The 24242-nt window shown below is 72.0% G+C and carries 20 protein-coding genes, 2 tRNA genes and 2 pseudogenes; 10 read left to right on the forward strand and 14 right to left on the reverse strand.

Going from position 1 to position 24242, the window contains the following annotated elements:
- Positions 1–21: 21 nt before the first annotated feature.
- A complete protein-coding gene (locus ACZ6J5_RS05615; RefSeq protein ID WP_469387915.1) occupies positions 22–1044 on the forward strand; it encodes a rod shape-determining protein in 1023 nt (340 codons plus the stop codon).
- A 14-nt stretch (positions 1045–1058) separates the two neighbouring features.
- Here the strand turns inward: ACZ6J5_RS05615 and ACZ6J5_RS05620 are convergent, their stop codons facing one another.
- Complete coding sequence (locus ACZ6J5_RS05620; RefSeq protein WP_469387917.1) at positions 1059–2231, reverse strand: sensor histidine kinase; 1173 nt, start codon at positions 2229–2231, stop codon at positions 1059–1061.
- Between the two features lie 125 nt (positions 2232–2356).
- Between ACZ6J5_RS05620 and ACZ6J5_RS05625 the strand changes: the two genes are divergently transcribed.
- The 4 genes from ACZ6J5_RS05625 (at position 2357) to ACZ6J5_RS05640 (ending at position 6914) form a co-directional block, all read left to right on the forward strand.
- Positions 2357–3523 carry a sensor histidine kinase gene (locus ACZ6J5_RS05625; RefSeq protein ID WP_469387919.1) on the forward strand — a complete coding sequence of 389 codons (1167 nt, stop codon included), beginning with the start codon at positions 2357–2359 and terminating at the stop codon, positions 3521–3523.
- Complete coding sequence (locus tag ACZ6J5_RS05630; protein ID WP_469387921.1) at positions 3520–4206, forward strand: response regulator transcription factor; 687 nt, start codon at positions 3520–3522, stop codon at positions 4204–4206. The genes ACZ6J5_RS05625 and ACZ6J5_RS05630 overlap by 4 nt, the downstream gene beginning before the upstream one ends.
- A gap of 130 nt (positions 4207–4336) precedes the next feature.
- Positions 4337–5476, forward strand: coding sequence for a non-hydrolyzing UDP-N-acetylglucosamine 2-epimerase (gene wecB / locus ACZ6J5_RS05635; protein ID WP_469387923.1), 1140 nt, complete (start codon positions 4337–4339; stop codon positions 5474–5476).
- Positions 5477–5561: 85 nt separating this feature from the next.
- Complete coding sequence (locus tag ACZ6J5_RS05640) at positions 5562–6914, forward strand: glycosyltransferase family 2 protein (protein ID WP_469387925.1); 1353 nt, start codon at positions 5562–5564, stop codon at positions 6912–6914.
- 75 nt (positions 6915–6989) lie between these two features.
- Here the strand turns inward: ACZ6J5_RS05640 and ACZ6J5_RS05645 are convergent, their stop codons facing one another.
- Positions 6990–9611, reverse strand: coding sequence for a valine--tRNA ligase (locus ACZ6J5_RS05645; RefSeq protein ID WP_469387927.1), 2622 nt, complete (start codon positions 9609–9611; stop codon positions 6990–6992).
- Between the two features lie 138 nt (positions 9612–9749).
- On the opposite strand from ACZ6J5_RS05645, the gene ACZ6J5_RS05650 reads away from it, so the two are divergent.
- Entirely contained in the window at positions 9750–10736 is a 987-nt protein-coding gene (locus tag ACZ6J5_RS05650; RefSeq protein ID WP_469387929.1) for a hypothetical protein, read from the forward strand.
- Positions 10737–10806: 70 nt separating this feature from the next.
- Here ACZ6J5_RS05650 and clpX read toward each other — a convergent pair whose 3' ends face one another.
- From clpX to ACZ6J5_RS05675, 5 genes are all read right to left on the reverse strand, one after another.
- Positions 10807–12090 carry an ATP-dependent Clp protease ATP-binding subunit ClpX gene (clpX, locus tag ACZ6J5_RS05655; protein WP_030494070.1) on the reverse strand — a complete coding sequence of 428 codons (1284 nt, stop codon included), beginning with the start codon at positions 12088–12090 and terminating at the stop codon, positions 10807–10809.
- Between the two features lie 156 nt (positions 12091–12246).
- Entirely contained in the window at positions 12247–12909 is a 663-nt protein-coding gene (locus ACZ6J5_RS05660; protein ID WP_362475886.1) for an ATP-dependent Clp protease proteolytic subunit, read from the reverse strand.
- Positions 12910–12971: 62 nt separating this feature from the next.
- Positions 12972–13589, reverse strand: a complete 618-nt coding sequence (locus ACZ6J5_RS05665) for an ATP-dependent Clp protease proteolytic subunit (protein WP_469387931.1) — start codon at positions 13587–13589, stop codon at positions 12972–12974.
- Between the two features lie 263 nt (positions 13590–13852).
- The gene (gene tig, locus ACZ6J5_RS05670; protein ID WP_469387934.1) at positions 13853–15232 is read right to left on the reverse strand and encodes a trigger factor; all 1380 of its coding nucleotides are present in this window, start codon (positions 15230–15232) and stop codon (positions 13853–13855) included.
- A 147-nt stretch (positions 15233–15379) separates the two neighbouring features.
- Positions 15380–15456 (reverse strand) — tRNA-Pro (locus ACZ6J5_RS05675).
- A 130-nt stretch (positions 15457–15586) separates the two neighbouring features.
- Here ACZ6J5_RS05675 and ACZ6J5_RS05680 point away from each other — a divergent pair.
- Both ACZ6J5_RS05680 and ACZ6J5_RS05685 read left to right on the forward strand, forming a co-directional pair.
- Positions 15587–15660: transfer RNA gene (locus ACZ6J5_RS05680), tRNA-Gly, on the forward strand.
- A gap of 193 nt (positions 15661–15853) precedes the next feature.
- A complete protein-coding gene (locus tag ACZ6J5_RS05685) occupies positions 15854–16471 on the forward strand; it encodes an amphi-Trp domain-containing protein (protein ID WP_469387936.1) in 618 nt (205 codons plus the stop codon).
- 5 nt (positions 16472–16476) lie between these two features.
- Here the strand turns inward: ACZ6J5_RS05685 and ACZ6J5_RS05690 are convergent, their stop codons facing one another.
- From ACZ6J5_RS05690 to ACZ6J5_RS05710, 5 genes and pseudogenes are all read right to left on the reverse strand, one after another.
- A complete protein-coding gene (locus ACZ6J5_RS05690) occupies positions 16477–16671 on the reverse strand; it encodes a hypothetical protein (protein WP_046905580.1) in 195 nt (64 codons plus the stop codon).
- A 160-nt stretch (positions 16672–16831) separates the two neighbouring features.
- Complete coding sequence (locus ACZ6J5_RS05695) at positions 16832–17299, reverse strand: HD domain-containing protein (RefSeq protein WP_469388657.1); 468 nt, start codon at positions 17297–17299, stop codon at positions 16832–16834.
- A gap of 5 nt (positions 17300–17304) precedes the next feature.
- Positions 17305–18220 (reverse strand): annotated as a pseudogene (locus tag ACZ6J5_RS05700) (ABC transporter permease); the annotation flags it as partial.
- 79 nt (positions 18221–18299) lie between these two features.
- Positions 18300–18503: pseudogene (locus ACZ6J5_RS05705) on the reverse strand (ATP-binding cassette domain-containing protein); the annotation flags it as partial.
- 160 nt (positions 18504–18663) lie between these two features.
- Complete coding sequence (locus tag ACZ6J5_RS05710; RefSeq protein WP_362475747.1) at positions 18664–19809, reverse strand: PP2C family protein-serine/threonine phosphatase; 1146 nt, start codon at positions 19807–19809, stop codon at positions 18664–18666.
- A gap of 107 nt (positions 19810–19916) precedes the next feature.
- Between ACZ6J5_RS05710 and ACZ6J5_RS05715 the strand changes: the two genes are divergently transcribed.
- Positions 19917–21146: a GNAT family N-acetyltransferase gene (locus ACZ6J5_RS05715; RefSeq protein ID WP_469387939.1), complete on the forward strand. Its 1230-nt coding sequence runs from the start codon at positions 19917–19919 to the stop codon at positions 21144–21146.
- Positions 21147–21194: 48 nt separating this feature from the next.
- On the opposite strand, the gene ACZ6J5_RS05720 is transcribed toward ACZ6J5_RS05715, so the two are convergent.
- Complete coding sequence (locus ACZ6J5_RS05720; protein ID WP_469387941.1) at positions 21195–22004, reverse strand: Fpg/Nei family DNA glycosylase; 810 nt, start codon at positions 22002–22004, stop codon at positions 21195–21197.
- Between the two features lie 9 nt (positions 22005–22013).
- A complete protein-coding gene (locus tag ACZ6J5_RS05725) occupies positions 22014–22505 on the reverse strand; it encodes a ribose-5-phosphate isomerase (protein ID WP_469387943.1) in 492 nt (163 codons plus the stop codon).
- 194 nt (positions 22506–22699) lie between these two features.
- On the opposite strand from ACZ6J5_RS05725, the gene ACZ6J5_RS05730 reads away from it, so the two are divergent.
- Positions 22700–24181 (forward strand): amino acid permease, encoded by a 1482-nt coding sequence (locus tag ACZ6J5_RS05730; RefSeq protein WP_469387946.1) that lies wholly within the window; start codon positions 22700–22702, stop codon positions 24179–24181.
- Positions 24182–24242 lie beyond the last annotated feature (61 nt).

Here is a 24242-nt window from a genome sequence, read left to right on the forward strand (position 1 = left end):
CGCCGGGCAAACTTGGCGATCATGGACATAGGCATCGACCTCGGCACGGCCAACACCCTCCTCTACGCCCGTGGCCAGGGCATCGTCCTCAACGAACCCTCCGTGGTGGCCGTCCAGGCCGGCTCGCGCACGGCGCTCGCGGTCGGCGCGGAGGCCAAGGAGACCATCGGCCGCACGCCCGGGTCGATCACCGCGATCCGCCCGCTGCGGGACGGCGTGATCAGCGACTACGAGGCCGCCGAGGAGATGATCCGGCACTTCGTCCGCAAGGCCGTCCCCGGGCGCCGGCGCCCGCGCACCCGGATGGTGGTGTGCGTGCCGAGCGGGGTGACCCCGGTCGAGCGGCGGGCCATCGTGCACGCCTCGCGCTCGGCGGGCGCGCGGGCGGTGCACCTGATCGAGGAGCCGATGGCGGCGGCGATCGGGGCGGGCCTGCCGGTCTCCGACCCGCGCGGCTCGATGGTCGTGGACATCGGCGGCGGCACGACCGAGGTGGCCGTGATCTCGCTCGGCGGGATCGTCACCGCCCAGTCCCTGCGGGTCGGCGGCGACCGGCTGGACACCGCCATCGCGGACTTCGTGCGCAAGGAGCACTCGCTGCTGGTGGGCGAGCGGACCGCCGAGGACGTCAAGATCGCCATCGGCTCGGCCTGGCCGGTGCCGGGCGGCGAGGAGTTCGAGGAGTCCACCTTCACCGTGCGGGGCCGCGAGAAGGTCAGCGGGCTGCCGCGCACGGTCGAGCTGACCGTGCCCGCGGTGCGGGCGGCGCTCGACGAGCCGGTGGAGGCGATCATCGCGGCGGTGCGGGTCACCCTGGAGGAGTGCCCGCCGGAGCTGTCCGGAGACGTCATGGAGCACGGCATCGTGCTCACCGGCGGCGGCGCCCTGCTGCCCGGCCTCGACCTCCGGATGGCCTCGGCCACCGGCATCCCGGTCTTCGTCGCCGACGATCCGCTGGACTGCGTGGCCCTGGGCTCGGGCCGCTGCGTGGAGGAGTTCGACGCGCTCCAGCGGGTGCTGGGGAAGGCGGAGGTCGTGCGCTGACAGCCCCCGGGCCGTCAGCCGGCGGGTGCCTCGGGGAGACCGGCCGGGGCCTGCGGGAAGCCGGTCGGCAGCAGGGCCGTCACCACGTACGCGCCGTGCTCGCGGCGGGCCCGCAGCGAGCCGCCCATACTGCGGACCCGCTCCGTCATGGAGAACAGCCCGGTGCCGGTGGAGACGGGCGCGCGGTCCGGCGGGGTCTTGGCCAGCGGGTTGCGGACCTCGATCCGCAGCTCCCGGCCCTCGACCGCGATCGAGACGGTCACGGGCAGGCCCGGCGCGTGCTTGGCCGCGTTGGTCAGGCACTCCTGCACCACCCGGTGCACCGCCGTCTGCCGCAGCGGCGACAGCGCCCGCGCCTCCTGCGCGACCGTCAGCTCCACCGGGCTGCCCATCCGCTCGCTCTCCTCGGCCAGCGCGGCGAGCCCTTCGAGACCGGGCGTGGCGGCGGCCCCGTCGGCCCGCCGCACGATCGTCTCGTTGAGCATGTGGTGCGCGCGCCGGGCGGTGTCCGCGAGCTCCTCGAAGTCCTTCTGGCGCGCGTCGCCCCGGGCCCGTACAGCCAGCACCTCGGCCCGCACCGCGAGCACCGTGAGCTCCCGGCCCACCAGGTCGTGGACGTCCCGGCCGACCGAGATCCGCTCCTCCTGGACGGCCTGCCGGGCCGCCGACTCGCTGCGCTGGACCTGGAGGGCGAGGACGAGGTCCTGGCGGTACGCGCCGATGCCGACACCCGCCGCCAGCGCGCCGATCGGGACGACGAGGCTCAGGAACTCGCTGAGCGTCTCGCCGTGCTTGGCCGGCCAGCCGGGCAGGTTGAACAGCACGTAGGCGGCGGCCACGTAGACCAGCGTGGCGAGGACGGCGGGCCGCCGGCCCCGGAAGCGCCCGAGCGAGTACAGCGCGAACTGGATCATCGTCAGCTCGTGCAGCCACCCCATCAGGCCCAGCGCCACCACGAACGGCACCCAGGGCGCCTTCCGCCGCAGCACGAGCGTGGCCGCGCCGGCCGCGAGGACCAGGGTCGCGGTGATGCCGGTGAGCGAGTTGTCGGCGCGGGCGAGCCCGGGCACGTCCAGAACCATCAGGCAGAAGGCGCTGACGGCGGCGACGACGTCCATGGCCCGGCGCGACACGGCCCACCGGTCCGCACAGCGGCGCAGCGCGGGGAAGGCGGGGAGGCGGAACATGTCTTCCATCATCCAGGGTCCTTCGTCCCGTCGCGGTGGACTGAAGTCCCTTCTGGTGTGAGATCGGGCACTTCGCCCGGATTGCTGTTTGACTCTTAAATGTGTACGAACCACCCCAAGGGTCCGTGGACGCCACGGCCGCCGTGCTCGACGCCCTCCCCCAGGCGGCCCTCCTCGTCGACCGCGACCTGCGCATCGTGCGGGCGAACCGCCGGGTCGCCGGACTGCTGCGGCTCCCCGAGGACCTCGACCTCTCCCCCGGCACCGCCCCCGGCCCCCTTCTCGACCACCTCGCCGGGCTGCTCGACCGGCCGGACGAACGCCGCCGCCTGCTCCAGGAGTCGCGCACCCGCGCACCCGTCACCCGGGTCGCCGACTACCACCTGCGGGACGGCCGCACCCTGCGCCGCCGCCGGGCCCCGGTCGGGCACGGCGACACCTTCCTGGGACACCTGTGGCTGATCGAGGACGTCACCCGGCAGCACGAGGCGCAGGAGGGCATGTACGAGCAGGTCCGCAAGCTGGCGGCGCTCGCCGACGAGCGGGCCGCGTTCGCCGGCCGCGCGCTGCACGAGCTGCGCACCCCGCTCGCCACGGTACTGAGCTTCGCCGAACTGCTCCTGGAACCGGGCGGCGGGCGCCTCGACCCCGAGCAGGCCGAGTTCGTCGACGCGATCCGCCGCAACGCCCGCCGGATGCAGGCCGTCGCCGAGAACCTGCCGAGCGCCGCCGCCGGGGCGCCCGCCGAGGCGCCCCGTCCCGCCCCGCTGGCGGTCCACGAACTCGTCGGCCGGGTGGCCCTGGAGGCCCTCCAGCGCTCCGACGAGGGCGCCCCGTACCTGGTCGCCGACTGCCCGTCCGACGGCCCGCTCCTCCACGCCGACCCGCATCTGATCGCCGCCGCCCTGGAGGAACTGGTGGCCAACGCCTTGCGGTACACCCCCGAGGACGGGCGGGTCGAGATCATCGGCCGGCCCGGGGACGGCCACTGGACGATCCAGGTCCGCGACACCGGCATCGGCGTCCCGCTGGAGTACCAGGAGGAGATCTTCACCCCCTTCGTCCGCGCCCCCAACGCCCGCCGGGGCGGCTTCCCCGGCACCGGCCTCGGCCTGGCGGGCGCCCTGGACGCGGTCCGCCTGCACGGCGGCACCATCACCGTCCGCGACCGCGACAACCGCCCGGGCGCGGTCTTCACGCTCCGGCTGCCGCTGGGCCGCGAGAGCGGCCAGGACCCGCCGGGGGCGCCCCGTACGCCGCCCGCGCGGGAGGACGGAGCCGCCGGACGATGACCCGGGTGCTCATCGTCGAGGACGACCCCGACCTCTCGCTCGCCCTGCGCGTGCTGCTCACCCGGCGCGGCTACGAGGTCTCCCTGGCCGCCGACGGGCGCGAGGGGCTGCGGCTGCTGTTCGCCCGGCACCCCGCGCTCATGGTGCTCGACCTGCTGCTGCCGAAGCTCGACGGCTGGCAGGTGCTCGACCGGACCCGGGACATGAGCGACCTGCCCGTCCTCGTCCTGTCCGGGCTCGGCGACGTCGACGACCGGGTGCGCGGGCTGCGCTCCGGGGCCGACGACTACCTGGTCAAGCCCTTCGCGCAGGAGGAGCTGCTGGCCCGCGTCGAGGCCCTGCTGCGCCGCGCGGGACCCGGCCACTGGGCCGGCGAGCCGGTCGAGGAGGACCTGCGGCTGGTCCCCGAGCGCCGCTCCGCGATCTGGCACGGCGGGGAGATCCGGCTCAGCGACATCGAGTACCGGCTGCTCCAGCTCCTGGTCCGCAACCGGGGCCGGGTCGTCACCACCGAACAGCTCCTCGACCAGGTCTGGGACGACACCACGGCGATCGGCCGGGACCGGGTGAAGTTCGCCGTGCTCCGGCTGCGGCGCAAGCTGCGGGCCACCGGTGGCCCGCAGGCCCGCGACCCGATCGAGGCGGTCCGCGGCCTGGGCTACCGTTACGACAGCTCCGGGTGACGCGGAACACCCCGGTCCCGGGACCAAAGTCCCGCCCGTTCGTCCCGCTCCGGCGGGTCCGACGACACCGCAACCGTAGGGCAACCGTCCATCACCGCTGCGCGCGACCAACGGCCCGCAGCGTGAAGGCATGAAGACTCTCCCCGCCCGTAGCGTCGCCGTCGTCCTCGGTACCCGCCCGGAGCTGGTCAAGCTGGCCGAGCTGATCCGGGTGCTCGGTCCGGCCGCCCGTGTGGTGCACACCGGGCAGCACTACGACGAGGAGCTCTCGGGCGGTTTCCTGACCGAACTGGGGCTGCCCGAGCCGGAGTACCTGACCGGTGTCGGCGGGCAGCCCCGCGCCGTGCAGATCGCCGCCGCGCTCCAGGGCCTGGACGAGCTCTTCGCCGCCGAGCCGCCGCTGGCGGTCGTGGTCCAGGGCGACACGAACGCGGCGCTGGCCGGCGCGCTGGCCGCCAACGCCCGCGACCTGCCCCTGGTCCACGTGGAGGCCGGGCTGCGCAGCCACGACCGGGCGATGCCCGAGGAGCACAACCGGGTCCTCATCGACCGGCTCGCCGACGTGCTGTGCGCCGCCACCCCCGACAACCGCGCGCTGCTGCTCGCCGAGGGCGTCCCGGACGAGCGGATCGCCGTCACCGGCAACCCCGTCGTCGAAGCCGTCCGCGACCACCTCCCGGCGGCCGGGGACCGCGCCCTGCTGCTCGCCGCGCACGGCCTCGACGCCGACCGGTACGTACTGGCGACCGTGCACCGCCCGGAGAACACCGACGACGAGCTCGCGCTCAGCGCCGTCCTGCACGAGCTGGCCGCTCTCGCCCGCGAGCTGCCCGTCGTGCTGCCGCTGCACCCGCGCACCCGCGCCCGCGTCGAGGCCGCCGGGCTGCTGCCGCTGCTCGACGGCGTGACCGTGCTGCCCCCGGCCGGCTACGGCACCTTCCTGGCGCTGGCCCGGCACGCGGCCCTGATCGTCTCCGACTCCGGCGGCGTCCAGGAGGAGACCACCGTCCTCGGCCGCCCGCTGATCGTCGTCCGCAACTCCACCGAGCGCCCCGAGTCGCTCGCCGACTTCGCCGAGCTGGTCGGCCCGGGCCCGGGGATCGGCGCCGCCGCCCGCCGCCGCCTCTCCGAGGGCGCGCGGGGCCTGCACCGCCTCGCGAGCCTCCCCAGCCCGTACGGCGACGGCACCGCCTCCGGGCGCATCGCGGCCCTCATCGCGGAGCTCGCCGCGCGGCACCCGTCCGCGCCGACCGCCGCCCTCGCGGCCTGACCCGCGCCCGGCCCCGCGCCCGGCCCCGCGCCCGCTCCCCCGTCGCCCTCGCCCTAGCCCTAGCCCCACCGGAGACCCGACCCCCATGAGCCTCCACCTCCTCCTGTACGTCTTCCCGTTCCTGCTGCTCGGCGGCTTCCTCGTCTACTGGGCCGGCGCCCGCACCGCGTACGCCCGCCGCGAGCCCGCCCGCCCCGGCGACCCCAGCGCCTTCGACTGGCACTTCTTCGTCCCCTGCCGCGACGAGGAAGCCGTCATCGCCACCACCGTCACCCGCCTGCGCGCCGACTTCACCCACGCCCACGTCTGGGTCATCGACGACGCCAGCGACGACCTCACCGCCCCCATCGTCACCGCCCTCGCCACCCGCGACCCCCAGGTCCACCTGGTGTCCCGCCACCGCCCCGACGCCCGCGTCGGCAAGGGCGCCGCCCTCAACTCCGCCTACGACGCCCTGAACGCGCACCTCGGCGACACCCCCGGCACCGACCGCGCCCGCGTCGTCGTCTGCGTCGTCGACGCCGACGGCCAGGTCTCCCCGCACGCCCTCACCCACGTCAGCGGCCCCGACGCCTTCGCCGACCCCGACATGGGCGGCGTCCAGATCGGCGTCCGCATGCGCAACGTCGACGACGACCAGCCCCTCCCCGACCGGGGCCGCACCGCCAACGCGTACGCCCGTCTCCTCATCCGTATGCAGGACGCCGAGTTCGCCGTCTCCAACACCGCCATGCAACTCCTGCGCCGCCGCACCGGATCCGTCGGCCTCGGCGGCAACGGCCAGTTCACCCGCCTCACCGCCCTCGATCGCATCGCCGCCGCCGAACGCCGCCCCTGGCAGCACGACGCCCTCCTGGAGGACTACGAACTCGGCCTCCACATGCGCCTCGCCGGCTACCGCGTCACCCACGTCCACGACACCTGGGTCTCCCAGGAGGCCCTCCCCTACACCCGCCGCTTCCTCACCCAGCGCACCCGCTGGGCCCAGGGCAACATCCAGTGCGTCCGCTACTCCGGCCGCATCATCGGCTCCCGCCACTACACGGCCTCCGGAGTCCTCGAATCCCTCTACACCTTCTTCCAGCCCCTCGCCCACCTCGCGACCCTGGTCCTGACCGCGGTCATGCTGGTCGCCCTCGTCATGGGCGGCGGCGTCGCCGAGGTGCTGCTCTCCGCCTGGCCGCTGGCCCTCGCGCTCGGCCTCGCCTCGATCGTGCCCTTCCTGCTGTGGGGCCCGGTCTACCGCCGCGAGTTCGCCCCCGACCGCTCCCGCCTCACGGGCCTGCTGTGGGGCCTGGCGCTGTGGCTGTACGCGTACCACCTCTTCCTCGTCTCCGCCCGAGGCTTCGTCCGCCTGCTGCGCGGCCGCACCGGCTGGGCCAAGACCCGCCGCAACGCCGAGACCGCCGGCGTCGGCCCCATCGCCACGGAGTCCTGAGCGGGGACGACGTGCGGGGGTACGCGGAAGGGCCCGGAACCAGTCGTGGTTCCGGGCCCTTCCGCGTACCGTTCGTCAGGCCTGCGGCAGCTTCTCCAGCTGGGCCTGGATGCGGGCGATGTCCTCGTCCGCCTTGGCGAGCCGGCCACGGATCTTGTCGACCACGTTGTCCGGCGCCTTGGCCAGGAAGGCCTCGTTGCCCAGCTTGCCCTGGGCCTGCGCCTTCTCCTTCTCGGCGGCGGCGAGGTCCTTGGCCAGGCGCTTGCGCTCGGCGGCGACGTCGATCGTGCCGGACAGGTCCAGCGCGACCTCGGCCCCGGCGACCGGCAGGGTGGCGGTGGCCGAGAAGCCCTCGCCCTCCGGCTGGAGGCGCAGGATCTGGCGGATCGCGGCCTCGTGGGCGGCCAGCGGGGTGCCGGCCAGGGTGAGGCGGGCGGGCACCTTCTGGGCGTCCTGGAGACCCTGCTCCTTGCGGAACCGGCGGACCTCGGTGATGACCCGCTGGACCAGCGCGATCTCCTCCTCGGCGGCCGTGTCCCGGAAGCCGCTGTCCTTCGGCCAGTCGGCGATGACGACGGACTCGCCGCCGGTCAGCGTGGTCCACAGGGTCTCGGTGACGAAGGGGACCACCGGGTGCAGCAGCCGCAGCATGACGTCGAGGACCTCGCCGAGGACCCGGCCGGAGACCCGGGCGCCCTCGCCGCCGGCGAAGAACGTCGTCTTCGACAGCTCGACGTACCAGTCGAAGACCTCGTCCCACGCGAAGTGGTAGAGCGCGTCCGACAGCTTCGAGAACTGGTAGTCGTCGTAGAAGGCGTCGACCTCGGCGACCGTCTCGTTGAGCCGCGACAGGATCCAGCGGTCCGTGGCGGTCATCTCGGACGGGTCGGGCAGCTCGCCCTCGACCGTCGCGCCGTTCATCAGCGCGAAGCGCGTGGCGTTCCAGATCTTGTTGGCGAACTTGCTGGACGCCTGGACCCAGTCCTCGCCGATCGGGACGTCGACGCCCGGGTTGGCGCCGCGGGCCAGGGTGAAGCGGACGGCGTCGGAGCCGTACGTGTCCATCCAGTCCAGCGGGTTGACCACGTTGCCGAAGGACTTCGACATCTTCTTGCCGTTCTGGTCACGGACCATGCCGTGCAGGGCGATGGTGTGGAACGGCGGGGTGCCGTCCATCGCGTACAGACCGAACATCATCATCCGGGCGACCCAGAAGAAGAGGATGTCGTAGCCGGTGACCAGGACCGAGTTCGGGTAGAACTTCGCGAGGCTGTCGGTCTGCTCGGGCCAGCCCAGCGTGGAGAACGGCCACAGGCCGGAGGAGAACCAGGTGTCCAGGACGTCGCTGTCCTGGGTCCAGCCCTCGCCGCTCGGCGGCTGCTCGTCGGGTCCGACGCAGACGACCTCGCCGTTCGGGCCGTACCAGACGGGGATGCGGTGGCCCCACCAGAGCTGGCGCGAGATGCACCAGTCGTGCAGGTTGTCGACCCAGTCGAAGTACCGCTTCTCCATCTCCTGCGGGTGGATCTTGACCTTGCCGTCGCGGACCGCGTCACCGGCGGCCTTGGCGAGCGGGCCGACCTTGACCCACCACTGCATCGACAGGCGCGGCTCGATGGTGGTCTTGCAGCGCGAGCAGTGGCCGACGGAGTGGGTGTACGGGCGCTTCTCGGCGACGATCCGGCCCTCGGCGCGCAGCGCGGCGACGATGGCGGAGCGGGCCTCCAGGCGGTCCAGGCCGAGGAAGGGGCCGTGCACGGTGATGACCGCGTGCTCGTCCATGACGGCGATCGACGGGAGGTCGTGCCGCTGGCCGATCTCGAAGTCGTTCGGGTCGTGCGCCGGGGTCACCTTGACGGCGCCGGTGCCGAAGGCCGGGTCGACGTGGGTGTCGGCGACGACCGGGATGCGGCGGCCGGTGAGCGGCAGCTCGATCTCGGTGCCGATCATGTGCTGGTAGCGCTCGTCGTCCGGGTGGACGGCGACGGCCGTGTCACCCAGCATCGTCTCGGCGCGGGTGGTGGCGACGACGATCTCGGAGTCGCCCTCGCCGTACCGGATGGAGACGAGCTCGCCGTCGTCGTCCTGGTACTCGACCTCGATGTCGGAGATCGCGGTGAGGCAGCGCGGGCACCAGTTGATGATGCGCTCGGCGCGGTAGATCAGCTCGTCGTCGTAGAGCTTCTTGAAGATGGTCTGGACGGCCTGGGACAGGCCCTCGTCCATGGTGAAGCGCTCGCGGGACCAGGCGACGCCGTCACCGAGGCGCCTCATCTGCCCCGAGATCTGGCCGCCGGACTCGGCCTTCCACTGCCAGACGCGCTCGACGAAGGCCTCGCGGCCCAGGTCGTGGCGGGACTTGCCCTCCTTGGCGAGCTCGCGCTCGACCACGTTCTGGGTGGCGATGCCGGCGTGGTCCATGCCGGGCTGCCACAGCGTCTCGTAGCCCTGCATCCGCTTGCGGCGGGTCAGGGCGTCGATGAGGGTGTGCTCGAAGGCGTGGCCCAGGTGGAGCGAGCCGGTGACGTTCGGCGGTGGGATGACGATGGTGAACGGCGGCTTGTCGCTCTTCTCGTCCGCCTCGAAGTAGCCCCGCTCTACCCAGCGCTCGTACAGCTTCCCCTCTACTTCGGCCGGCGCGTACGCGGTCGGCAGTTCGGTGGGGGCGGCTGTCTGCTGCTGAGTGTTCTCGGTCACGAGCCCAGTTTAGGGGGCTTCCGGGGTCTGCCCGAAACGCGATTGTTCGGTAACGGTGTGGCCCCCGCCGCCCCGGTGGGACACGGCTTCCGCCAGGATGTCCGCCAGGCATAAACATCTTGTGAGGGGAACCTGTCCATGAGCTACAACCAGCCGGGCCCGTACGGCGGCCAGCCGCAGCAGCCCGGTCCGTACGGCCAGCCCGGCCCCTACGGCCAGCAGCCGCAGCAGCCCGGCCCGTACGGTCAGCCCCCGCAGGCCCCGCCGCCGGGATACGGCTACCCGCCCCAGGCCCCCCAGGGTGTCCCGCCGCAGCAGCAGCAGCCGTACGGCTACCCGCCCCAGGGCCAGCCGCCGCAGCCCGGCTACGGCCAGCAGCCCCCGTACGGCGCCCCCCAGGGCCCCGGCGGCTACCTGCCCCCGCCGCCGCCCGTCAAGAAGAGCAAGGCCGGCTGGATCATCGGCGGCGTCGCCGTGGTCGCGGCGCTGGCGGTGGGCGCGTACTTCGTCATAGGCGGCGGGGGCGGCGGGAACGGCGCCGTCGCCGACTCCACCAAGGGGTACAAGATCACCCCCGCGGCGACGGTCGGCGAGTACAAGAAGGAGGGCGCCGACAAGACCGACGACCCGACCGACAAGCAGAAGGCCAGCGCGGAGCTGATGGGGATCAAGAACCCCCACCCGGTCACGGCCTCCTACAAGGCGGGGGACTCGACCGACCCGCTCAAGGGCAAGAGCATGAGCCTGAACGGGATGTGGGGCGACATCGCCGACCCGTCGAAGGCGCTCGACGCCGCGTTCGCGAACTACGAGAAGGACCAGAGCGCCAAGGCCGAAGGCGTCAAGGTGACGCCGGTCGGCAGCCCCGAGGCGAAGACCCCGGCGGGCTTCGACGGTGCGCTGCTCAAGTGCCAGTACCTCAAGCTGGAGAACACCGGCGCGCAGACCTCGCCCGGCCCGAAGTCCTTCCAGGTGCCCACCTGCATCTGGGCCGACTACAGCACCCTGGGCGCCGTGAACGTCATCGACCTGTCGACGATGATGACCGGCGGGCAGGGCCTCAGCCTGGACCAGGTCGCCGAGGTCGCGGCCCAGCACTACAAGGCCTCGCGCAGCAAGGCGTAAGCCCGGCACGGCACATGGAGATGCCTTCCGTCCGACCGGGACGGAAGGCATCTCCCCACGCGGGGAACGGTCAGGCGGACTTCTCGTGCCTGCCGTCGTTCTTCACGATCCGCGGCACCAGCGTCGGGTTGACATTGTTGCGGACCACGTCGGCGGTGATGACCACGCGGGCCACGTCCTTGCGGGACGGGACCTCGTACATCACCGACTGGAGGACCTCCTCCATGATGGCGCGCAGGCCGCGCGCGCCGGTGCCGCGGAGGATCGCCTGGTCGGCGATGGCCTCCAGGGCCGGGCGGTCGAAGTCCAGCTCCACGCCGTCGAGTTCGAAGAGGCGCTGGTACTGCTTGACCAGCGCGTTGCGCGGCTCGACGAGGATCTTCAGGAGGGCTTCGCGGTCCAGGTTGTGGACCGAGGTGATGACGGGCAGACGGCCGATGAACTCCGGGATCATCCCGAACTTCACCAGGTCCTCCGGCATGACCTCCTGGAACTGGTCGCTCGCCTCGATCTCACGCTTGGAGCGGATGGTCGCCCCGAAGCCGATGCCCTTGGCGCCCGCCCGCGACTCGATGATCTTCTCCAGGCCGGCGAAGGCGCCGCCCACGATGAAGAGCACGTTCGTCGTGTCGATCTGGATGAACTCCTGGTGCGGGTGCTTCCGGCCGCCCTGCGGCGGAACGGAGGCGGTGGTGCCCTCCAGGATCTTGAGGAGCGCCTGCTGTACGCCCTCGCCCGAGACATCGCGCGTGATCGACGGGTTTTCGCTCTTCCGGGCGACCTTGTCGATCTCGTCGATGTAGATGATCCCGGTCTCGGCCTTCTTGACGTCGTAGTCCGCCGCCTGGATCAGCTTGAGCAGGATGTTCTCGACGTCCTCGCCGACATAGCCGGCCTCCGTCAGCGCCGTCGCGTCCGCGATGGCGAACGGGACGTTGAGCATCCGGGCCAGCGTCTGGGCCAGGAGCGTCTTGCCGGAGCCGGTCGGGCCGAGCAGCAGGATGTTGGACTTCGCCAGCTCGATGGCGTCGTCCCGGCCCTGCGCGCCGCCGTTCTCGCCGGCCTGGACGCGCTTGTAGTGGTTGTACACCGCGACGGAGAGCGCCTTCTTCGCCGGCTCCTGGCCGACGACATAGCCCTCCAGGAACTCGTAGATCTCGCGGGGCTTGGGAAGTTCCTCCCAGCGCACCTCGCTCGTCTCCGCCAGTTCCTCTTCGATGATCTCGTTGCAGAGGTCGATGCACTCGTCGCAGATGTACACACCGGGTCCCGCGATGAGCTTCTTCACCTGCTTCTGGCTCTTTCCGCAGAACGAGCACTTGAGCAGATCGCCGCCATCACCGATGCGTGCCACGAGGTGCTTCCCCTTCGCCTGGGAGCGCCTGGTTCAGCGACTCCTGGTGCCTCATATTCGACGGTACCTTGCCGGGCCCCCCGTTCGGGCCCCCCTTGGCACGGTTCACATGGTCGGGATTCGGCCACATGCCCCGTGCCAGGGGAAGGTCGGGCGTCAGTGCGCGGCGGCGGCCGTGCTCTTGCGGGTCGAGACGATCTGGTCGACCAGGCCGTACGCCAGGGCGTCCTCGGCCGTCAGGATCTTGTCGCGCTCGATGTCCTCGCGGATCTTCTCGATCGGCGTCGAGGAGTGCTTGGCCAGCATGTTCTCCAGCTGGTCGCGCATCCGGAGGATCTCGTTGGCCGCGATCTCCAGGTCGGAGAGCTGCTCACGGCCGGTGCCGCCGGAGGGCTGGTGGATCAGCACCCGGGCGTTGGGCAGGGCCATCCGCTTGCCGGGGGTGCCGGCGGCGAGCAGCACGGCCGCGGCGGAGGCCGCCTGGCCCATGCAGACCGTCTGGATGTCGGGCTTCACGAACTGCATCGTGTCGTAGATGGCCGTGAGGGCGGTGAAGGAGCCGCCCGGGCTGTTGATGTAGATCGAGATGTCGCGGTCCGGGTCCATCGACTCCAGGCACAGCAGCTGCGCCATGACGTCGTTGGCCGAGGCGTCGTCGATCTGGACGCCGAGGAAGATCACGCGCTCCTCGAAGAGCTTCGCGTACGGGTCGTACTCGCGCACGCCCTGCGAGGTGCGCTCGACGAAGCGCGGGACCACGTAGCGGTTGTCCATCGGCGCGCCGGTGTAGAGGCCGCTCGCGGAGAGGTTGTTCTGCATCTGGGTGTTCACCGTCCTGGTGGCGTTCGGGGGGCTGGGGCTCTTCGGCGGGCTGCCGGCGCTCAGGCGCCCGTGCCGCCGCCGCCCGGAACACCCGCGGCGTGCGTGATGATGTCGTCGATGAGGCCGTAGTCCTTGGCCTCCTCCGCGGTGAACCAGCGGTCGCGGTCGCCGTCGCGGATGATCGCCTCGACGGTCTGGCCGGAGTGGTGCGCGGTGATCTCGGCCATGCGCTTCTTGGTGCGGAGCAGGTACTCGGCCTGGATCTTGATGTCGGAGGCGGTGCCGCCGATGCCGGCGGAGCCCTGGTGCATCAGGATGTCGGTGTTCGGCAGGGCGAAGCGCTTGCCGGGGGTGCCGGCGGTGAGCAGGAACTGGCCCATCGACGCCGCCATGCCCATACCGATGGTCACGACGTCGTTGGGGATGAACTGCATGGTGTCGTAGACGGCCATGCCGGCCGTCACGGAGCCGCCGGGGCTGTTGATGTACAGGTAGATGTCCTTCTCCGGCTCGGCGGCCAGGAGGAGCATCTGGGCGGTGATCTTGTTGGCGATGTCGTCGTCGACCTGCTGGCCGAGGAAGACGATGCGCTCGCCGAGCAGCCGGTTGTAGACATGGTCGCCGAGGCCGCCACCGATGGACGGCTCACCCGCGGCGTAAGGCTTCAGATTCGTCACGTATCCACCTGCTCGTCTCCGACGGCCAGGGCCGTCTCAGCGTCTCGTTCGGAGGGCACTGCCCTCGTATTCATGGACCCTAACGCGCAGGTGGGACAACGCCATCCCGGTTCCCGAACTGTTCGCTGGGAGCGCAAGGTAGTTGGGGGCGCATAATCCGTGCGCGGATACGTCCACGGGCCCGGACGCACAGCCGTGCGTACGGGCCCGTGGCGCGGGGCTCGGCGGGCGGCCGGGGCCGCCCGCGTCCCCCCGGGTGAGGCTTACTTCTCCTCGGAGACCTCGGCGTCGCCGGTGACGGCCTCGACCGTCTCGGCGGCCTGCTCCTCGTCCTCGTCGGACAGGTCGACCTCGACGCCGTTGGTGTCGACGACCTTGGCGGCCTCGACGACCAGCGCGAGCGCCTTGCCGCGGGCGACCTCGCCGACCAGCATCGGCACCTGGCCGCCCTGGACGACGGCCTGGGCGAACTGGTCGGGGGACATGCCGGAGGAGGCGGCGCGGCGCATGAGGTGCTCGGTGAGCTCCTCCTGCTCCACGTTCAGCTTCTCCTTGTTGACCAGCTCGTCGAGGATGAACTGGGTCTTGATGCCCTTGACGGCCTGGTCCTTGGTCTCGGCGTCGAACTCCTCGACCGTCTTGCCCTGGAACTCCAGGTACTTCTCCAGGCTCAGGCCCATCTGGCCGAGCTGGTGGTGCTCCAGGTTGTGCTTGCGGGTGTTGATCTCGTCCTCGAGCAGCTTCTCGGGGACGGGGATCTCCGCGAGCTCCAGGAGCTTCTCCAGCACGCGCTCCTGGGCCTGGGTGGCCTGGTCGAACTGCTTCATGTTCTCGAGGCGCTTGCGGCTGTCGGCCTTGAGCTCGTCGAGGGTGTCGAACTCCGAGGCGAGCTGCGCGAACTCGTCGTCCAGCTCGGGGAGCTCGCGGGCGGCGACGGTGAGGACCTTGACGGTGACCTCGGCGTCCTTGCCCTCGGCGGAGCCGCCCTTCAGCTGCGAGGTGAAGGTGGCCTCGCCGCCGGCCTCCAGGCCGGTGACGGCCTCGTCGATGCCGTCGAGCAGCTCGCCGGAGCCGATGGTGTACGAGACACCGCTGGCGACACCGTCGGGCAGGACCTCGCCGTCGACCTTGGCCTCCAGGTCGATGGTGACGACGTCACCCTCGGCGGCGGCGCGCTCGACCGGGTTGGTCGACGCGAAGCGCTCGCGGAGCTGCTCCACGGACTTCTCGACGTCCTCGTCGGTGACCTCGACGGCGTCGACCTCGACCTCGATGCCGGAGAAGTCCGGGATCTCGATGGCCGGGCGGACGTCGACCTCGGCGGTGAAGGCCAGCAGCTCGCCGTCCTTCAGCTCCGTGATGTCGACCTCGGGCTGGCCCAGCGGGTTGACCTCGGCCTCGTTGACCGCCTCGGTGTAGAACTTCGGGAGCGCGTCGTTGACGGCCTCCTCCAGCACCGCACCACGGCCGAACCGCTGGTCGATCACACGAGCCGGGATCTTGCCCTTACGGAAGCCCTTGACCGTGACCTGCTGGTTGATCTTCTTGTACGCCGCGTCGAGGCTGTCCTTGAGCTCCTCGAAGGGCACCTCGACAGTGAGCCGAACCCGGGTCGGGTTCAGGGTCTCCACGGCGCTCTTCACGGTTCGGTCTCCTTGGTGGCTGATTCCTGGGTTGCGCCGGTACCGCCTGGGGGCGGTTCCGGCCGATCGGCCCGGTCAGAGAGACACACGGGCACGCAGCTTGCATAGTAACCGCAAGCGCCTCACGGCCCACAATGTGATCTTGGCTGGTCGGGGTGGCGGGATTTGAACCCACGGCCTTCCGCTCCCAAAGCGGACGCGCTACCAAGCTGCGCCACACCCCGTCGGTGCGACACGTAGGGTACATGGACGGAGACCGTCCGACGTCCCCGTTTCCCGAGGGGTGTGCGGGGACCTGCGAGGACCCGCTACGATGGCGTCCGTCGCCGCGGCCATCCGCCCGGCGTGCACTGTGCGGGCGTAGCTCAATGGTAGAGCCCTAGTCTTCCAAACTAGCTACGCGGGTTCGATTCCCGTCGCCCGCTCCATACGGCAGAGACGCCCGGTCAGAGCCGGTCCCGTGATCCACGGGACCGGCTCTTTCCGTTCGCCCGCGCCGCCCGTGCCGGGGGGCGTCATTCCTGTGGCGGTGCGCGGGATGCCGGGCGTGGACGGGGGTTGAAGAATGGGCGCTGTCCGTTTTATTGGGCTTTCCCGCACCACCCCGGGCCGGAGGCAGTCATGAAGGACCTGAAGTTCGAACAGAAGCGCGCACTGTCCCGGCTGGAGGCCGCCGACCAGCTGGCGGCGCTCGCCCAGGCGCTCCGGAAGGGCGGGGAGGCCGAGCTGCGGCTGGGCGCCGGGACCCTGGCGCTGCGGATCCCCGACGAGCTCGCCGGCGAGGTCGAGGTCGAGATCGAGGACGGCGAGATCGAGCTGGAGATCGAGCTCAAGTGGTCGACGGGCAAGCCGAAGACGAAGCCCAAGGCCGAGCCGAAGGGCAAGGCCGAGGCGAAGGGCAAGGCCGAGGCGAAGGGCAAGGCCGAGGCGAAGACGAAGCCCGTCGCCACGACCAAGCCCAAGCCCGCTGCCAAGCCGGCCCCCAAGACCAAGACCAAGGCCGCCGAGAAGCCCAAGGTCTCGAAGAGTGCCGCCAAGCCCCCCGCCAAGCCCGCCGCGAAGAAGGCGCCCGCCAAGAAGGTGCCCGCCAAGGCGGTCAAGAAGTCCGTCAAGAAGGCTCCGGCCAAGCCCGCGACCAAGGCCGCCGGCAAGGCGCCCGCCAAGAAGGCGCCCGCCAAGGCCGTCAAGAAGTCCGTCAAGAAGGTTCCGGCCAAGAAGGCCGTCACCAAGAAGGGGTGACCTCGTCAGAACTTGATGGAGCCGACCGTCTGCGTTATCGAGTCCAGGAAGCGCTGGATGTCGTCGGCCATGCCCGTCGAGGCGAGGAAGAAGCCGAACAGGACCGCGACGACGGCCGGGCCGGCCTTCAGGTTTCCGCCGCGGATCAGCACCACCAGGATGATCGCCAACAGCAGCACCACAGACAGTGAAATGGCCACAACTGATCACACCCTCGGTCGGTCTTCGCCTTGCCGCCCGGGAGCGCACGCCACAGAACACCCCCGCCGCATCTATCGTGCCATCAACTACCTTCCCAGCAGGGGCGGGTGGCCAATCGTCGCTGTAGAAATCCGGCCAACCTGACGAGATTCGTCTGGATCAGGTCGGCGGGGTCAGCCCCAACAGGGCGTGGACGTAGGTGTACTTGGCGGTCAGGCGCTCCCGGGTCGGGGGGTCGAGGCGGGCCAGGCGGGCCGGATCGGCGTTGTGGGCGAGGTCCGCCTCCTTCACCAGGAGGGCGCCGGGGGTGGTCAGGATCCGGGCCGTGTAGGAGGCCAGGTCCTCCCCCGCGCGCTTGGTGAGCGCGCGGACCATCGCCTTGACCTCCGGCGGCAGGGCCGCCCCCGCCAGCCACCGCTCCGGCAGCGCGTCGTCCTCCACGGAGTCGTGCAGCCACGCCGCCGCGATCTGGTGCTCGTCGCCGCCCCGGGCCCGTACCCCTTCGGCCACCGCGCGCAGGTGTTCCGCGTACGGGCGCCCCGCCTTGTCCGTCTGGCCCGCGTGGGCCTCGACGGCGAGGGTCTCGATCTCGGGGAGGATGAGGTACCGGGGCGGGGTGGCCGTCATGGGCGTCAGCGTAGTGCGGCTCGTGCGGGCAGGGCCGTCGCCGCCAGGCCCAGGGCGAGCGTGGCCGCCACGAAGGAGCCGTACAGGAGCGGTGGGATGTACGGGGCCTCTCCGGTGAGGCCGTTGGCCATCGGGATCAGGGTCGCCAGGGCGATGCCCGTGCCCAGCGCCACGCCCGCGCCCGTGACCAGCAGCGCCTCGCAGCGGATCATGCGCAGCACCTGGCGCCGGGTGGTGCCGACCAGGCGCAGGGTGCGCAGTTCGCGGCGCCGGTCGAGGACTCCCATCACCAGGGTGTTGGCGGCGGCGACCGCCGCGAAGCCGCCGAGGACCGCGGCCATCGTGGTGTTGGCCCAGGCGTTGAGCTCGCGGTCCCGACTCCGCGCCGCCGACCAGCCCGTGGCGTCGGCGACCGTGCCGAGCGGGGCCAGGGCGGCGGGCGGCGACGAGTCCGGCGAACAGCGTGGTCAGCGCGGTGGCGGCGACGGCCGCGGCGAACGGCAGCGGGCCGGTGTCCAGGCGGACGCCGTCGGGGATCGCGCCCTTCTCCTGGAGCCGGCCGAACCACCAGGTGGCGAGCGCCAGGCCCGGAAGGCAGCCGAGGGCGCCCGCGAGCGGCGCGACCAGCAGGGATTCGGTGGCGATCGAGCGGCGGAGCTGGCGCGGGGTCGCGCCGATCGCCCGCAGCAGGGCGAACTCGCGGGAGCGCTGTCCGACGGACAGGGCGACGGTCCCGGTGGCGGTGAAGACGGCGACGAGGGTGGCGGTGCCGCCGAAGGAGCCGCCGAGGCCGATGAGGAGCTCTTCGGCGGCGGGCAGCGCGGCGCCCTCGGCGCGGGCGCGATCGTCGCCGGTGTGCACCCGGGCCTTGCCGTCCAGGGCCTGGGTGACCTGGGCGGCGAGCGCGGCGGGGGTGGTGCCGGGTGCGGGCAGGACGGCGATGGCGGCGACGGTGTGGGGGTGGCCGGAGAGGGCGAGGGCGCGGGCGTCGGAGAACCTCGGTGGGGCGGTCGAGTCCGGCGGCGCACTGGAGGAAGGTGGACTTGCCGGAGCCGGAGGGGCCCATGACGGCGGTGAAGCTGCCGTGGGCGAGGCGCAGGTCGATCCCGCGCAGGGCGTGGACGGCGCCGGCCCCCTTGCCGTACCGGCGCCGTACCCCGGTCAGTTCGACGGCTGCCGTGCCGGGGGCGGTGTGGGGGGCCATGGGTGTCCTCCGTGCGTTCCTGGGCGCGTTTCTGGCCGCGTTCCCGAATGAGCGGCCGACGCCTCGTCGACTCTTCGAACGTACGGATTCGCGCAGGTCACGGCGATGGTGGCGGCCGGTCTCCCGGGGGTGGGGGCACCCCTACCCCCGGCCCGGCGGGTCAGCCGGTGCGGCTGATGACGAGGAGGGCGCGGTCGTCGTTGACGTCCTTGGCGCATGCCTCGATGAGGTGCCAGGCGGCGCCCTCGAAGCCGGCCGCGACATAGCGGTCGGCCTCGCCGGTGAGGCGGTCGATGCCCTCGGCGATGTCCCGGTCGGCGGCCTCGACGAGGCCGTCGGTGAAGAGCATGAGGACGTCGCCGGGGCGCAGGGAGCCCTTGACCGGGTGGAACTCGGCGCCGTCGTAGACGCCGAGGAGGGGCCCTTCGCCGGACTTCTCCTCCCAGCGTCCGCTGCCCGCGTGGAGCTGGAGGGCGGGCAGGTGGCCGGCGGAGAGGAGTTCGTAGTCGCCGGACTCCAGGTCGAGGACGAGGTGGATGGAGGTGGCGAAGCCCTCGTCCCAGTCCTGCCGCAGCAGGTAGCCGTTGGCGGCGGGCAGGAAGCCGTGCGGGGGCAGCGAGCCGAGCAGTCCGCCGAAGGCGCCGGAGAGCAGCAGGGCGCGGGAGCCCGCGTCCATGCCCTTGCCGGAGACGTCGGTGAGCAGGACCTCCAGGGTGCGTCCGCCGTTGGTGCGGGCGGCGACGACGAAGTCGCCGGAGAAGGACTGGCCGCCCGCCGGGCGCAGCGCCATCTCGCGGTGCCAGCCCTGCGGCAGGCGGGGCAGGGCGCTCTGCACCCGGATGCGTTCGCGCAGGTCGAAGAGCATGGTGCCGCCGCGCCGCCAGGGCACGCCGACGCGGGCCCGGAACTGGGCGATGAGCAGGCCGAAGAGTCCGCAGGCGGCGACGACGAGGACGGTGCCGGGGGTGACCCGGGCGGGGCCCTCGGTGTACGGGCCGAGGACGAGCGACTCGACGATGAGGGCGCCCGCGGCGGCGGCGTACAGGCCGAGCAGGCTGGCGGGCCGCAGCAGCAGTCCGCCGGCGACGATCGGGAGGGCGAGGGCGACCGGCGAGCACCACACCGGGTTGAGGAGGGTGCCGACGGTGATGGCGGGGATGGTGAGCAGGAGTCCGGCGAGGGCGATCCAGTCGGAGCCGTCGCCCCGGAAGTAGTCGACCCCGGAGCGGCGCAGCGCGATGCGGACCCGGTGGGCGCTCTTGCGCATCCGGGCCGGGTACGAGTCCACTCCGCCGCGAGGTGTCATTGGCTTGGACCCTATCCACCCGATCGGCCCTCGTGCAGGGGGACCCAGGTGACATGGCATCCGAAACCGGGTCGCGACGGACGCGGGGGCGCTGATATCGATGGCATATGACTACTGAACTGCGGGTTCTCGACCCGGCCGAGTGGGACGACTGGTTCGGCGTGCTGGAGCTCGCCTTCGGCGGGGTTCCGGAGGCGCCGGAGGAGCGGAGGCTCTGGCGGGAGCTGACGGAGTACGAGCGGTCGATCGGCGCCTGGGACGGAGACCGCTGGGTCGGCACGGCGGGGGCGTACTCGTTCCGGCTGACGGTGCCGGGCGGGGCGGCGGTCCCGGCGGCCGGCGTGACGATGGTGAGCGTGGCCGCGACGCACCGGCGGCGCGGGATCCTGACCTCGATGATGCGGCGGCAGCTCGACGACGTGCGGGCGGCGGGCGAGCCGCTCGCGGTGCTGACGGCTTCGGAGCCGGAGATCTACGGGCGGTTCGGTTACGGGGTGGCGGTGCTGTCGGCGCGGGCGACCCTGGACACGACCCGGGTGCGGCTGACCCCGCCGCCGGGCGCGGACGAGGTGTCGCTGCGGTACGCGGCGCCGGCGGAGGCGCTGGACGCCTGTGAGGCGGTGTACGCGCGCCTGGTCCCGGGCCGCCCCGGGATGCTGGAGCGGCGGCCCGGCTGGGAGAAGCTGGCGCTGCTGGACCCGCCGGACCAGCGGGAGGGGGCTTCGCCTCGGCTGTGCGTGCTGGCGGAGCGCGGGGGCGAGGTCGTCGGCTTCGCGCTGTACGCGATCAAGCCGGACTGGTCGTTCAACGGCTCGGACGGCTCCGTGCTGCTGCACCAGCTCGCGGGGCTGGATCCGGCGGCGGAGGGGGCGCTGTGGCGGTTCCTGTGCTCGGTGGACCTGACCTCGCGGGTGCGGATCCACAGCCGTCCGGTGGACGACGCCTGGCAGCACCTGGTGAGCGATGTGCGCCGGTGCCAGGTGTCGCTGCGGGACGCGCTGCACGTGCGGCTGGTGGAGCTGGGCGCGGCGCTGGAGGCGCGGACGTACCAGGCGCCGGTGGACGTGGTGTTCGAGGTCGAGGACGCGTTCTGTCCGTGGAACGCGGGGCGGTGGCGGCTGACCGGGGACGCGAAGGGCGCGGTGTGCGCCCGTACCGAGGACGCGGCCGATCTGGCGCTGTCCGTACGGGAGCTGGGCACGGCGTATCTGGGCGGGGTGTCGCTGGTCTCGCTGGCCGCCGCGGGGCGGGTGCGGGAGCTGCGGGACGGGGCGCTGGTGGAGGCGTCGGTCGCCTTCGGCTCCCCCGTCGCGCCGTGGCTGCCGCACGGCTTCTAGCCGGGCCGGGGCCGGCCGTGCCCTCCCGGGGGCAGGGCCGGCTCCGCGTCACGCCGGCTGGCAGCGGGGGCACCAGAAGAGGTTGCGGGCGGCGAGGTCCGCGGTGCGGATCTCCTCGGCGCAGACGAGGCACGGGAGGTGGGCGCGGCGGTACACGTAGACCTCGCCGCCGTGGTCGTCGACGCGGGGCGGGCGGCCCATCGCCTCGGGGGTGTGCTCGGGGCGGACGGTGTCGATGCGGTTGAGCCGGACGCCCTCGCGCATCAGCGGGACGAGGTCGGCCCAGATCGCGTCCCACTCCGCCGCGCGCAGGTCGCGGCCCGCGCGGTACGGGTCGATGCCGTGCCGGAAGAGGACCTCGGCGCGGTAGACGTTGCCGACCCCGGCGATGACCTTCTGGTCCATGAGCAGGGCGGCGATCGTGGTGCGGGACTTCGAGATCCGGCGCCAGGCCCGGCCGGGGTCGTCGTCGGGGCGCAGCGGGTCGGGGCCGAGCCGCTCGTGTATCGCGTGCTTCTCGGCGTCGGTGATGAGCGCGCAGGTGGTCGGGCCGCGCAGGTCGACGTACGCCTCGGGGTTGGCGAGGCGCAGCCGGACGGTGTCGGTCGCGGGCGGCGCGGGTGTGCCGCCGAAGTTCACCTTGCCGAAGAGGCCCAGGTGGATGTGGATCCACTCCTCGCCGGGGAAGCCGAGGAAGAGGTGCTTGCCGTGGGCCTCGGTGGCGGTGAGGACCGCGCCGTCGAGCAGGGCGGCCGAGTCGGCGAACTTGCCCTGGGGGCTGGAGGCGCGCACGGGCCGGCCGCCGAACCGTTCCCGGTAGTCGGCGGCCAGCCGGTGGATCGTGTGCCCTTCAGGCATGGGTGCTGATCAGGCCTCGTGCTGCGGGTGGTGGGCCGGGATCGCCGGGAGCTCGCCGGTCTCCTCGTAGCGGGAGAGCATGTCGATGCGGCGGGTGTGGCGCTCGTCGCCCGAGTACGGGGTGGAGAGGAAGATCTCGACGAACTTGGTCGCCTCTTCCTGGGTGTGCATCCGGCCGCCGATGGAGACGACGTTGGCGTTGTTGTGCTCGCGGCCGAGGGCGGCGGTCTGCTCGCTCCAGGCGAGGGCGGCGCGCACCCCCTTGACCTTGTTGGCGGCGATCTGCTCGCCGTTGCCGGAGCCGCCGATCACGATGCCGAGGCTGTCCGGGTCGGCGGCCGTCTTCTCGGCGGCGCGCAGGCAGAACGGCGGGTAGTCGTCGAGGGCGTCGTAGATGTGGGGACCGCAGTCGACGGGCTCGTGGCCGTGGGCCTTCAGCCATTCGACGAGGTGGTTCTTGAGTTCGTAGCCGGCATGGTCGGAGCCGAGGTAGACGCGCATGGCTCCGAGTGTGGCACGGCGGGGACGGGGTAGCGGTCAGCGGGGTCGGGACCTTGGTCCCGTCTGGTCCGGACCTTTTGTCCCGAATCTCTCCTGAATCACGATCCGGAGTCATCCCTTCCGTACCGATCGGACTCCGGGTTACATGTCTCCAGCTCGCGACCCGAGCAGCCCCCACACCTAAGGAAGCGTCCATGAACACGCAACCGACCCTGGCGAAGGAAGGCGGCGACACCGGAACCACCGGTGGCGCGCGGCAGTCCGCAGGACAGCCCGGCGGCCGGCCCGACGGCTCGAACGGCCTCCAGGCGGGCCTCAAGAACCGTCACCTCTCGATGATCGCCATCGGCGGCGTGATCGGCGCCGGCCTCTTCGTCGGCTCCGGCTCCGGCATCGCCGCGGCCGGCCCCGCCATCCTCCTGTCGTACGCGCTGGTCGGCGCGATGGTCGTCTTCGTGATGCGGATGCTCGGCGAGATGGCGGCCGCCCGCCCCTCCTCCGGCTCCTTCTCCGCCTACGCGGACCAGGCGCTCGGCCGCTGGGCCGGGTTCACCATCGGCTGGCTGTACTGGTTCTTCTGGGTGGTCGTGCTCGCCGTCGAGGCGACCGCCGGCGCCAAGATCCTGGAGGGCTGGGTCCCGGCCGTCCCGCAGTGGGGCTGGGCCCTCATCGTGATGGTGGTGCTCACCGCCACCAACCTCGCCTCCGTCGCCTCGTACGGAGAGTTCGAGTTCTGGTTCGCGGGCATCAAGGTCGTCGCCATCGGCGCCTTCGTCGTCATCGGCCTGCTCGCGGTCTTCGGCGTGCTGCCGGGCTCCGACAACCCGGGCGCGGGCTTCGCGCACCTCACCGACGCCGGGGGCTTCTTCCCGATGGGCGCGGGCGCCGTGCTCACCGGTGTGCTGATGGTGGTCTTCTCCTTCATGGGCAGCGAGATCGTCACCCTGGCCGCCGGGGAGTCGGAGGACCCGCAGCGGGCCGTCACCAAGGCCACCAACAGCGTGATCTGGCGGATCGGCGTCTTCTACCTGGGCTCGATCTTCGTCGTGCTCACCCTGCTGCCGTGGAACGACGCGTCGATCGTCGAGAAGGGCTCGTACGTCGCCGCCCTCGACTCCATCGGCATCCCGAACGCCGGCCAGGTCATGAACGTGATCGTGCTGACCGCCGTCCTGTCCTGCCTGAACTCGGGCCTCTACACCGCCTCCCGGATGGCCTTCTCGCTCGGCCAGCGCGGCGACGCGCCCCGCGCCTTCACCCGGACCAGCGCCCGGGGCGTGCCCCGGGCGGCGATCCTGTCCTCGGTGGTCTTCGGCTTCGTCGCGGTCTTCTTCAACTACAAGTGGCCCGACACCGTCTTCGCCTTCCTGCTGAACGCCTCCGGCGCCGTCGCCCTCTTCGTGTGGCTGGTCATCTGCGTGACCCAGCTGCGGATGCGCGGGATCATCCTGCGCGAGTCGCCCGAGAAGCTGGTCGTGCGGATGTGGCTCTTCCCGTACCTGACCTGGGTGACCATCGCCATGATCGTCGCCGTGCTCGGCTACATGGTCTACGACGGCGGCGCCAACCGGGAGCAGGTGCTGCTCTCGCTGCTGGTGGCCGCGCTGGTACTGGCGGTCGCGGTGGTCAAGGAGCGGCTCGTGAAGCGGGACGCGCCGGCGGCCGAGCGGGACTGACACCCCCGCATGACATGGGTGAGGCCCCGCCGGTCCGGCGGGGCCTCACCCATGCGTACGG

The sequence above is a fragment of the Streptomyces sp. NPDC042100 genome (assembly GCF_055582325.1).